Origin of the sequence: Dorea sp. AM58-8, from assembly GCF_003464045.1 — a bacterium.
GTDB classification, from domain to species: Bacteria; Bacillota; Clostridia; order Lachnospirales; family Lachnospiraceae; genus Claveliimonas; species Claveliimonas ammoniilytica.
The window spans coordinates 66587-78849 of record NZ_QSDM01000007.1 but is presented as its reverse complement, the minus strand read 5'-3'; the positions used below and the strand labels follow the sequence as shown (position 1 = coordinate 78849).

Genomic DNA, 12263 nt, shown 5'->3' with positions numbered 1-12263 from the left:
TCATACTTTCATTATACAAAGACAGCCACGCCTAAACCGGCATGGCTGTCTGTAACCGTCACTTCTAACAATTACTTTTATTTCTTTTTCTTTGATTTGCCCTTCAATGTATACCACAGTGTACCAGTGATACATACAGAAGAATATGCTCCTGCCAGAATACCTACCATCAGTGGTAATGCAAATTCTCTCATAGAACTTACGCCCATAATAAACAGACAGAATACCATGATAAAGGTTGTCAGTGATGTATAGATACTTCTGGTAAGTGTCTGCGTAATACTATCGTTAACGATCTCTTTCAGGTCTGCATTCTTCGTCTTTGTCTTCAACTGCTCACGGATACGGTCAAAGATAACGATGGTTGCGTTGATAGAGTAACCAACGATTGTCAACATACATGCGATAAAGGTATTACCCACAGAAATTCTGGATACCGCATAGAATGCGATAACCACCAGTACGTCATGGATCAACGCCAGTACCGCACTTCCCGCAAAGCGGATATCCTTAAATCGTAACCAGATGTAGATCAGCATACAGATAGTAGCAACGATAACCGCAATAACGGCATCCTGACGCATCTCTTTACTTGTAGTAGAACTGATATTCTCAGCTGTGATCGTAGAAGCATCTACGCCAAAGTTATCAGCCATAGCCTGATTCAGCTTCTCACGAGTATCCAGATCCAGAGTCTTGGTCTTAATGATAACCTGGTTGCCTCCGGCAACTTTCTGTGTCTGTACGTTCTTATCTCCTGTAACCTCTTCTACTACAGGAACGACCTTTTCATCCAGCTCGTCAATGCTGTAGTCCTTGTCGAATTCTACCGTTGTAGAAGTACCGCCTTCAAACTCCAGACTGTATGCAAATGCACCCCTTCCTGATGCAGAGCCTGCTCCCATTACAACAAATCCTGCAATGATTACTGCTGCCGCGATCGGATAGAATACTTTTCTCTTTGCCACGAAGTCAAATGGCTTGCGTTCTTTCTTCGGTCTATAATACAGTTTCTCACTGTGGATACCGACTGCATAGAACGCATATACGATCATACGTGTGATCACCAGTGCCGTAAACATAGACACGATGATACCGATTGCCAGTGTCTGGGCAAATCCCTTAACACTACCGGAACCCTTCAGCCACAGTACCGCTGCTGCGATCAGGGTAGTTACATTGCCATCTACGATGGCTGACATTGCCTTGTGGAAACCTTCTTTCAAAGAATTGCGCACGCTTCTGCCTTTACTCATCTCTTCCTTCACACGGGCGAAGATGATAACATTGGCGTCTACTGCCATACCAATACCAAGAATAATACCCGCAAGACCCGGTAAGGTCAATGTAATATCAAAGGCATTCAGGATAACCAGTACCAGTCCTGTATAAATAACCAATGCCAGGCTGGATGCAAGTCCAGGCAGAAGATACAGGAAACACATCAGCAGGAATACCAGTACCAGACCTGCGATACCTGCCTTTACACTGGTGCTGATTGCCTGCGCGCCAAGCTGAGCACCTACTACGTTAGAACGAAGTTCTTCCAATTCCAACTTCAAACCTCCGATACGGATCGTAGAGGCAAGATTCTCCGCTTCTTCATATGTAAAGTTACCGGTGATATATGCCTGTCCGCCGGTAATAGCCTGTTTTACGTTAGGTGCACTAATAGTCTCACCATCATATATGATTGAAATCTTCTGACCCACAAACTCCGTTGTAGCATCTGCAAACTTCTTTGTTCCGTCATCGTTCAATGTTAACTCTACTGAATACTCTTTGTTATTCAGATCGTCCTGACCTGTCTTAACAGTCGCTGTCTTGACATCAGATCCGGTAATTACTGTCTCACCATTCGGATCCTGAAATTCCAGAGAACCCGGCTTGCCAAGCTCGTCAAGAATCTTATTTGCATCTGTTACACCCGGAATCTCGATATTGATCCGGTCGTCTCCCTCCTGATATACAGATGCCTCGGTACTGTACTGTTCTACACGCCTCTGCAGCTTGTAGATCGTATCGCTCATTTCTTCACTCGTAGGATTGTCATTCTTAACCTGATAAGTGATGCTTACACCACCTGCCAGATCCAGACCAAGTTTGATATTCTTAGAAGTTCCGATATGGGCATCGCCGAATCCCACGATTGTCGTGAATCCCAGCAATCCAATCAGAACAACTGTGAGAATGAGACTGATAATGCCTTTCTTTTTGTTCATGTCTTATATTCCTTTCTCTTTATTGCTCCGCAAGTGCAGCTTTCATCATGATCGCACATTCCACACGCTTCCGCTGCATCTCACATCCAATGTCATATGCATCATGGATCGTGCCATGGAAATTATATGCGTTAGCCATGCAGCCACCGCTGCAGTAAAACTTAGCGAAACAGTTCCTGCATTTATCTTTGGAATATACACTACAGCTTCTGAATTCATCTGCGATCTCAGGCTTCGTAATACCTTCGTCCACATTACCCATCAGAAATTCATCCTGTCCTACAAACTGATGACATGGATACAGATCTCCCCATGGAGTTACAGATAAATATTCCGTACCGGAACCACATCCGGACAAACGTTTGTAAATGCAAGGTCCACCTTCTAAGTCTATCATAAAATGGAAGAAGTTGAAACCTTTTCCTTCTTTTTCACGCTCAATCATAACCTTTGCCAGCTTGTCGTATTCTTCAAAGATCTGTGGCAGATCTTCCTCACGGATCGCATATGGGTCTGTCTCTTCTCCAACCACCGGCTCAATGGACATCTGCTTGAATCCAAGGTCAGCATAATGCAGGATATCGTTGGAAAAATCCAGGTTGTTGCGGGTAAAGGTACCTCTTATATAATAACGCTCCTGATTTCTGCTGTCCGCAAGCTTCTGGAACTTCGGCACAATCAGATCATAACTTCCCTTACCGTTACGGAATGGACGCATCTTGTCATTGATCTCTTTTCTGCCGTCCAGTGACAGTACTACATTATCCATTTCCTTATTAATGAAGTCCTGGATCTCGTCATTCAGCAGAACACCATTGGTTGTAACTGTAAATCGGAAGTGCTTGTTGAACTTTTTCTCCTGCTCTCTTCCGTATGCAACCAGATCCTTTACTACCTGCCAGTTCATCAGCGGTTCGCCGCCAAAGAAATCTACTTCCAGATTCCGTCTGCTACCAGAATTAGCGATCAGAAAATCCAACGCTTTTTTACCTACTTCATAACTCATCATGGCTCTTCGTCCATGATATTCGCCTTCCTCTGCAAAGCAGTATCTGCACGCCAGGTTACAGTCGTGGGCAATGTGCATACACAATGCCTTTACCACGGTCTTACGTTCCTTAACAACCTCAACCATACCTTCGTATATATCTTTCATAAATAACTGATTGCCTTCTGTCAGTTCGATCACGTCTGACAGGGCATCTTCAATATCTGCCGCCTCATAGCGACCACCAAGCTTCGCAAGAAGTCCTGCCTTCACCTCCGGAGTCTTCAGGCTTTCTGCTGTCGGTTCTTCCTCTGCCCGGTTCACCTCAGCGATCACATCATAACAGACATCATCTACCACGTGAACTGCTCCACTATAGACATCCATCACGATATTGTATCCATTATTACGGTACTGATGAATCATATCGTACCCCTTTCTATTATAATTATATTTCTTTTTTATTTATCTCATTTATTTCATCATGGGAAATAAAGATTCCTATACAACAAGAAACAGCGACCCAAAAGACCGCTGTCCCGAGTATTCATATTATTTCAGAACTATTTGCTCTGCTCGCAAGTCTGATTTCCTACTGTGCAGGATGTCTTACATGCTGACTGGCAAGATGTCTGACACTCACCGCATCCCTTTTTCTCCAGGTTGCTGTTCATGGGTTTGTTCAATGATTTTACATGTTTCATGACCGTATCCCTCCTTACTTTTGCTTAACTTACGTCATTATAACATTTTGACATGAGTTTCGCAATCTTTTTCTTAGGATATCATACCTCCAAACATTCCTCCTCCGGCACACAGGAAAAATGTACTGGCAAAGCCTGCCACCGCTCCATCGAGTGTCCGATACACACCCAGTGTAATGATTAAAAGTAACAGGAAATAGCTAACTCCCAGTAGCAGTCCCCAGAAAAATCTCCTCACCTTCGCCATCTTTCCAATAATCAATCCTCCGAAAAATGTAGATGTCACATAGATTCCGATAATCCCGGCAGACACCACACTCTCTTCCACATTTAATTTATACAGAATCATCGCCAGGCCAAGCAGCAGAATCCCGGTCAGTGCATATGCCGCCAACAGTGATTTCAACAACCAGCCAATCTTTCCCGATACTGCTCCGTTTGCTTTCATCGTACCCCTCCTGTCATTCATCCAGTCTACTTATCCTTATGACAGGCTTTGGAAATATATTCGCAAAATAATCTATTCCATCTGACGCCCCAGAAATCCTGCCGCGCATAATGCAGCCTTCTTTTCCGGCTCTCCAAATCCTTTCTTACTATCCTGGTTCAGGAGTACCACTGCTCCTATGCTGTCCCCTACGCAAATAATCGGTGCAATCACCTCTTCTGCATACACTGCCTCCTGTTCTGCCACAATCCTTACATAGTCCCGGCTGCCTTCGGAAGCAAGCACCGTCTTTCTTCCATCCATGACCTTCCGCAATGCACTGCTGATATACTTATCCTGCAGCTCCTTCCTGCCATTTCCCGATGCTGTGATCACCTGATCGGTATCACAGATACACACAAGACACCCCAATACCTGCGCAATGCTCTCTGCATACTGCCCGGCGAAATTCGCCAGCTCTCCGATCGGCGAATATTTCTTCAGGATCACTTCCCCTTCCCGGTCTGTAAATATCTCTAACGGATCGCCCTCTCGAATGCGGAGCGTCCTTCGTATCTCCTTCGGTATCACCACCCGCCCCAGATCATCGATCCGGCGGACAATTCCTGTGGCTTTCATATAATTAATCCTCCTGTTTTCTACATATTTTTCCATATTGTAATGTATGGATAGTATGTGGAAATCCAGGAGGATTATGTATAAATTATATATTTTGAATGATCAGTGATATTCCCGATAAAATCAGTAGTATAATAACTATCTTTTTAACTGTAGTATCTTTCATGAATTTACTGCACTGCATACCCGTAAACATACCGATCAGTGCAATTACGATCAGAATCATGGCCGTGCGGATTGCCGACATCGTAAAAAGTCCCAACACAGCATATGTAATCAGGCGGATCGTGTTTTCCACTGCAAACACCATACTCACATTGCCCTTGAATTCAGTCATCGTATCTGTCATACGCGTCACGCATACACCCAGCATGGCTCCAACTCCAAAAAGTCCACAAAGCATTCCGCCAACTATTCCCATGATCAGCATTGTTATTTTTGATGGTTTGGATGTCTTATGCTGATATTCCTGCAGAAACATCTGAACTCCCAGCACCGACACTACAATCCCGAAAAATACTTTTATAATGCCCGCATCTACGTTCTTCAAAATAAAAGCTCCCGGAATACTGCCAAACAATACGAGTAAAGATAACGGCAGCCAGACTTTTGTCTTTAATTCCTTTCGATTATTCCATGTCATCAGCAGATTCATCGGATATCCGATCAGAAGCTCCGTCGGTGATATATTTGCATTCGCTGTCCCATAGCTAAGAATCGATGTAAATACCAGTGTGTTCGCAAATCCACAGACACCTTTCACAAAAAATGCAACAAACGTTGCGATTACCCACATTGTCATTCGCTCACTCCATCATCATAAAACTCTAAAACAATAAACTTTGAACAAAGGAACGGCTCCAGAATATCATAGAAGCATAGCGTTGACAAGCGGCCGACCCAAAAGTCAGCCGCACTTCTGATTAATATAAGGACTTTGTATTATTCTAATCCAGATCATCCCATGTAAATGCATCCCACGGGATATCCACTTCTGCGCCCTGATTGAGAATTGCATCGATATGCATCAGAAGTGGATATTCCTTCAGATCTACTTTACCTCTCTCCGCAAGCTTCTTCACTGCTCTTGCCGTTCTGGTAGCGATCACGATAGATTCCAGTGTTACACCTTTCAAATCTTCCATTGCCTGCTCAAAAGTCAGTCCTCGTCCAAGCAGAGTTCCGATCATTCTTGTTCTTCCGCCGAATACCGTCACATACAGGTCTCCCACACCGTGCACCAGATGTTCCGGCTTTCCGCCGACAAGATTCAGGAGTTTACCCATTTCTTTCATACTCTGACCAAACAGAGCTGCCTGTGAATTGTAGTGCTGTGCACCGATCTTACCATCTTTCTTTTCAGCCAGTCCTACCGCCAGAGTAACTCCCAGAGCATAAGCATTCTTCAGTGCAACCGCACACTCTACACCTACCACATCGGTAGAAATACTGATATGGTAATAATCTGTTGCCATCAATGAACGGATATATTTTAATGTCTCCGGATCTTTACCGCAAAATGCCACATGACTGTTATCATGATCTGCCAGTTCATAGCTAGTACAAGGACCTCCGATCGCATTAAAGTTCAGATGTTTTCCTTCCGGCTGACGCTCTTCAAAAATGTATGGATAAGGTACCATCGTTCCGTCTTCCCGGTCTACCATTCCTTTGGTCACGGTAAGAAGCGGCACTTCTTCCGGAAGCACCGGCAGAATCTCATCGCAGAACCAGTCCAGTCCAAAACTGCTGACACCGCCAATGATCAAATCCGCGCCTTCCAGTGCTTCTTCAAGTTCCTCAATCTGATAATACTTAATACCATCATGAAGTGTTCTTTTTAATGTGATATGATAATTGTCTTTTCTCAGTCCGTTGATGATTTCGCGATCCAACGGCGAGCCAACCAGACGTACCTCGTGTCCGTTTTCAAATGCCGGGAATGTCAGTGCTGATGCCATCTGTCCTGCACATACAAATGTAATTACGCTCATGTTTAATCTCCTCTCCAATTTCGTTCCGTTCTTATTACGCTGTGATTAAATCACGTTTTTTTCTCTCTGTCAAATGCTCCAGGCAGCAGTTTCCGTCATTTTCTTATATTTGCTACTAATCATTCGTTTTGATTAATTAGCATTTTTCTCTGCTTTCTCACTGCTCTTTTCCTCACGATTCATTTTCCCTTTGATTTATAGTACTGTTCTTGACTCCATGATTAATCAAACATATAATATTAATAATCAAAAGTCACTTTGATTAATAGCTGTTTATTAATCAATATTCCTCTATTAATTATTCGCCAATATATCTTCCACCGTCACATCCCGATAGGATGTAATCACATCATCTGCCAGACTGACATCCTGTCGGTATGCCTGCGGTGGCACATATGCATGACAATACATACCCGCTGTCTTTGCTGCGATTACGCCATTATATGCGTCCTCAATCACCACACACTCCTCTGGTTTCATGCTTATCTCTTTTGCCGCTTTCAAATACACATCCGGCGCCGGTTTCCCATGTTCACATTCCGCACCGCTGACCAACGCCTTAAAACATCCTTTAATCCCCAATGTCTCCATATTATGAACAATATTATCCATCGTCGAACTGGATGCCACAGCCATTTTTACATCCGCATCGTGCAATTCACGGATCAATTCCAGCACGCCGTCCATCGGCTGCAGACCACCTATCTGAATCTGCTGATCTCTGTAGGTAACCACTTCATCCATACACTCCTGCGGTGTCTTCGCCAGATGATAACGCGCCTGCAACACCGTACAATTATGAAGTAATGGACTGCCAAAGAACTCCTGCAGATCTGTTGGCTCCAGATGAATCCCATTTCTCTTCAACAAATCCAGCATGCCATCTACATAAAAACGTTCCGTATCCGTGATCACGCCATCCATATCAAATAATACTGCTTTTCTCATATTTTCCTCCCCATCGTTCAATTACTTTTATCATACATGGTCGGTTCCGCAATTGCAATCCTTCTGCACATCTGTTAATATATAAACATATTCGTAAACAAGGAGGACAAGCACATGAGTAAAATTGATGAAGTAAGAGCCGATATGGTCAAGGCAATGAAAGCCGGAGAAAAGGAAAAGAAAGACACCTTATCCCTTCTGCTTGCAGCACTGAAAAACAAAGCCATTGACAAACGTGCTGACCTGACTCCGGAAGAAGAGACTCAGGTTATCATGAAAGAGATCAAACAGACAAAGGAAACTCTGGAACTGACTCCTGCTGACCGTACCGATATTATTGAGGAATGCAAGAAGAGACTGGCTGTTCTGGAAGCCTATGCTCCTAAGATGATGGATGAAGACGAGATCGAAGCTGTCATTCAGGCAACACTTGCCGAGCTTGGCATTGATGCTCCTACCGGCAAGGACAAAGGCCGCATCATGAAGACTCTGATGCCTAAGGTAAAGGGCAAAGCCGACGGCAAACTGGTCAATCAGTTACTGATGAAACATATGCAGTAGGTCTGACCGATATTTGTCTGACGTACTGGAATTAAAAATCCGCTTATAGGAACCTATATACGAATGCGTATCCCGATTCCTGCAAGCGGATTTTTTTATTATTCTATTCTGTTATGAACTTTTCTACTCCGTACGGAGCGCCGTTACCGGATCGCTCTTCGCCGCTTTCTTTGACGGAATCAGTCCGCCGATCAGCGTCAGCACTACACTAAGTGCAATCAGGATTACCGCCGGCACCGGAGGCAGCACCGCATTGACACTTGTATTATCTGCCACATGGTGAATGATCATGTTGCCCGGTATCAGAAGCAATAACGAAAGTCCGATACCGATCAGGCCTGCACACAGACCGATGATAAAGGTCTCTGCATTAAACACCTGTGAGATATTCCTCTTAGATGCTCCGATTGCCCTGAGAATACCGATCTCTTTCTTACGCTCCAACACGCTGATGTACGTAATGACACCGATCATAATGGAAGAAACCACCAGCGAAATGGCTACAAATGCAATCAGTACATAGCTGATCGTATCCACTATATCGGTTACAGAAGACATGAGTGTTCCTACCACATCGGTATAGGAAATCACCTGTTCATCCTTTCCTTCTTTTTCCATTCTCTGGTTATAATCATCCAGAAGTTTTACCACTTTTTCTTTATTATCAAAGTCTTTCGGGTAAATAGAAATCTGTCCCGGTTCATCAAAGTCCACATAGCCAAGCTTCTCTAAGTTGCTGTCGTAGTTCGCGCTCTGGGTATTACTCATGGACATCATAAGCTCTGACAGATCCTGTTCCGTCATATGGAACTGGAATGCATCTGCAAATGCATCCGCATCAATCTGCATCGCACTTCCTAACGCGTTCTGCAGATTACTTCCGATCTGCGCCATCGTCTGTTGCATACCGGTCTGAAGTCCGGCTGCAAGCTGAGTCATAATCTGCTGCATTGCCGATGTGATCTGTGTCTGTAGTGCTTCTGACAACGCACCTGTATAAGCACCCATCACCTGCTTCATATAATCATTCATAGCAGCTGTAAGCTGGCTTTGCAGACTGTCCATATCGATGGCTTCTGACATCCCCTGCATCAATCGTTTCTGTCCGTCTTCGGTCTGCATATATTTCACAAAATGCTGTCCCATCTGCGCCGGATCCGGATAGCCGTTAGCATTCGCATATGTTGAATAGCCCTGTGCAAGTTCCCTCGCCATTCCCTGAAGGTCTGCATCCGAAATGTCAAACGTAGCTGCTCCAAACACCTCATTCGCCCAGTTTGTCATAATCTGCTTCGCTTCCGAGGTCTGCAGATACTCCTGCATATATTCTCCAAAGTAGTCAGCACTTGTCTCTGCCTTTCCCTGTACATAGCTCTGCATACCAGTCATGACACGAGTGATCAGATTCTGCATCTGTGCTGTTGTGATCACCACATCCCCATTCTGCTGCAGGATGGATCCCAGATATTTGCGGATAATATTCTTCGCATCATCCGTTGTCAGATACTCCGAAAAATGTTCTCCCAGTGTAGAATAATCTGCCTCCGGATGGCTTTTCACATATTCACTGTATCCTTCATTCAGAATCTGGATCATTTTCTCCATGCCACCTGGCTTCATCGTAATATCGAGATGTGACAGCATATCTCCAAGATTAAACTCCGGCATATCCGATACATCCAGATTAATCTGGCTGAGATCCACCATGCCAGACAGATTCATAGAACCGCCATCCAGTGTAAATGTATCCTGCAGATTCATAGACGACGGAAGCGCCAACACATCGCTCAATCCATTCAATGAACTTCCATCCATGCCAAATGCTTTCTGCAGTGCTGATTCATCGACGGTAAACAGAGAATTCATATCGAATCCACTGTCACTGTCTTCTCCAAAGGTCTCTCCGGTAAATACATTCGTACCGGAATCAGCTAACTGCGTCTTTACGATCTCACTGTCCGCTGCATTCTCTGCCACATGACGCACCAGAGATGCCGGATAATTAATACCCGGTGTCAGTGCCGATGCCTTGGCATCCTCACCCGGCTGTACAATTCCTACAATCTCCAGATCCTCGCCCTGATTCACCAGATTCTTCATGTATTCTTCATTGCCCGTCTTATCCTTCCAGACATTATACTGACTATCATATTCATAATAGTCTGCGCTGTTCACCAGTTTGAACTTCTTACCCAGAATATCATCATAGGTATATTCTCCCAGATCTGTCGGTGTCTGGATATCTTCCTCATTTGCAAACTCCCGAATCATATCATCCAGTTCCATCTGGTCTCTGAGTCCCAATGTATACAGCATAAAGTCACTGATACTTCCGTTGGAAGTAAGCACTAGCACACATTCATGATAATTCTCCGGCCAGCGTCCTGCCTTCACTTCATATTGATTCTTATAGAGCCTCGCATTCTCCGGCATCTCATAGAACACATTGGTGCTCATCATCGAAGACATCATACTGTTCGTTCCCGCAGTCGATCCAAGTCCAAGTGCCGCAAATGACTGATCCGGATTCACCTGACGCACACTGTCTGCATCCTGTCTGCAGATCTGCGGTGTCACTCCATACGTATACTCTACTGCAGTCGTATACTTTTCAATCCCGGACTCGTCACTGTCCAGATATTTTTTCAGAGATTTCAGATCATTGGAATTCATCTGGGAAAACATATTCGTCACCATCTCCATGACCTTGACTTTACCATCCGACTTCTTACCACTGTTATCCTTATCCGATGCCGCCGCTGCATTTCCTACCATCATAGATGATATGTCAAATCCCGTACTCTGGATCTGCAACGGGTATTCAGATAATGTATCCTCTTCCACGGATTTAATATAGCCATTAACACCATTGGACAGTGCAAGGATCAGTGCAATGCCAATAATACCGATAGATCCTGCAAATGATGTCAGCAACGTACGCGCTTTTTTCGTCCACAGATTGTGAAAACTCAGGGACAGTGCTGTCAGAAATGACATGGATGACTTGCCCATATTCTTATGCTCCGGTTCTTTCATAGCCGGTTCATTTAGCATATATTCATCCGTATCGGAACAGATCTTTCCATCTTTTAAGTTCACAATTCGGGTAGCGTACTGTTCTGCAAGTTCCGGATTATGGGTAACCATAACTACTAACTTGTCCTTCGCCACATCCCTTAAAAGATCCATCACCTGTACGCTGGTATCACTGTCCAGTGCTCCGGCCGGCTCATCCGCAAGAAGGATATCCGGGTCATTAACCAGCGCTCTCGCGATCGCCACTCGCTGCATCTGTCCACCGGACATCTGACTCGGCTTCTTGTGGAGCTGATTGCCAAGTCCCACCTTCTCCAACGCATCCACTGCACGCTTTCTGCGCTCATCCTTACCGACACCTGAAATGGTCAACGCCAGTTCCACATTGGCAAGTACCGTCTGATGCGGAATCAGATTATAACTCTGGAATACGAATCCGATGGTATGATTCCGATAAGAATCCCAGTCTCTGTCCTTGTATTTCTTCGTGGATATTCCATTGATGATTAGGTCACCGCTGTCGTACCGGTCCAGTCCACCGATCACATTCAACAGCGTCGTCTTACCAGAACCGCTGGGACCTAAGATTGCCACGAACTCATTATCCCGCAGATTCAGACTTACATCATCCAGTGCCTTCTGTACCAGATTCCCCGTCCGATACTCTTTACAGATATGTTGTATCTGAAGCATGTATTTCCTCCTTTAACGTTTTAGCGCTTTAATATAATGTCCCTGACATTA

The 12263-nt window shown here is 44.6% G+C and carries 10 protein-coding genes; 1 reads left to right on the top strand and 9 read right to left on the bottom strand.

Features of this window, described 5'->3' with window-relative positions:
- Positions 1-77: 77 nt before the first annotated feature.
- From secD to DXA18_RS07160, 8 genes are all read right to left on the bottom strand, one after another.
- On the bottom strand, positions 78-2222 hold the full coding sequence (gene secD / locus DXA18_RS07195; RefSeq protein ID WP_118383323.1) for a protein translocase subunit SecD: 2145 nt from the start codon (positions 2220-2222) through the stop codon (positions 78-80).
- A gap of 19 nt (positions 2223-2241) precedes the next feature.
- Complete coding sequence (gene scfB, locus DXA18_RS07190; RefSeq protein WP_118383322.1) at positions 2242-3636, bottom strand: thioether cross-link-forming SCIFF peptide maturase; 1395 nt, start codon at positions 3634-3636, stop codon at positions 2242-2244.
- Positions 3637-3773: 137 nt separating this feature from the next.
- Positions 3774-3914, bottom strand: coding sequence for a six-cysteine ranthipeptide SCIFF (scfA, locus tag DXA18_RS07185; protein ID WP_118383321.1), 141 nt, complete (start codon positions 3912-3914; stop codon positions 3774-3776).
- A gap of 73 nt (positions 3915-3987) precedes the next feature.
- Positions 3988-4362, bottom strand: coding sequence for a TIGR04086 family membrane protein (locus DXA18_RS07180; protein ID WP_118383320.1), 375 nt, complete (start codon positions 4360-4362; stop codon positions 3988-3990).
- Positions 4363-4434: 72 nt separating this feature from the next.
- Positions 4435-4980, bottom strand: coding sequence for a stage V sporulation protein T (spoVT, locus tag DXA18_RS07175; protein WP_118383319.1), 546 nt, complete (start codon positions 4978-4980; stop codon positions 4435-4437).
- An 85-nt stretch (positions 4981-5065) separates the two neighbouring features.
- Positions 5066-5782, bottom strand: coding sequence for a sulfite exporter TauE/SafE family protein (locus tag DXA18_RS07170; protein WP_243007065.1), 717 nt, complete (start codon positions 5780-5782; stop codon positions 5066-5068).
- 145 nt (positions 5783-5927) lie between these two features.
- A complete protein-coding gene (locus DXA18_RS07165) occupies positions 5928-6974 on the bottom strand; it encodes a glycerol-3-phosphate dehydrogenase (RefSeq protein WP_118383318.1) in 1047 nt (348 codons plus the stop codon).
- 294 nt (positions 6975-7268) lie between these two features.
- The gene (locus tag DXA18_RS07160) at positions 7269-7922 is read right to left on the bottom strand and encodes an HAD family hydrolase (protein WP_118383317.1); all 654 of its coding nucleotides are present in this window, start codon (positions 7920-7922) and stop codon (positions 7269-7271) included.
- A gap of 114 nt (positions 7923-8036) precedes the next feature.
- On the opposite strand from DXA18_RS07160, the gene DXA18_RS07155 reads away from it, so the two are divergent.
- Positions 8037-8483: a GatB/YqeY domain-containing protein gene (locus DXA18_RS07155; protein ID WP_118383316.1), complete on the top strand. Its 447-nt coding sequence runs from the start codon at positions 8037-8039 to the stop codon at positions 8481-8483.
- A gap of 123 nt (positions 8484-8606) precedes the next feature.
- Here DXA18_RS07155 and DXA18_RS07150 read toward each other — a convergent pair whose 3' ends face one another.
- Positions 8607-12212, bottom strand: coding sequence for an ABC transporter ATP-binding protein/permease (locus DXA18_RS07150; protein ID WP_118383315.1), 3606 nt, complete (start codon positions 12210-12212; stop codon positions 8607-8609).
- Positions 12213-12263: the final 51 nt, after the last annotated feature.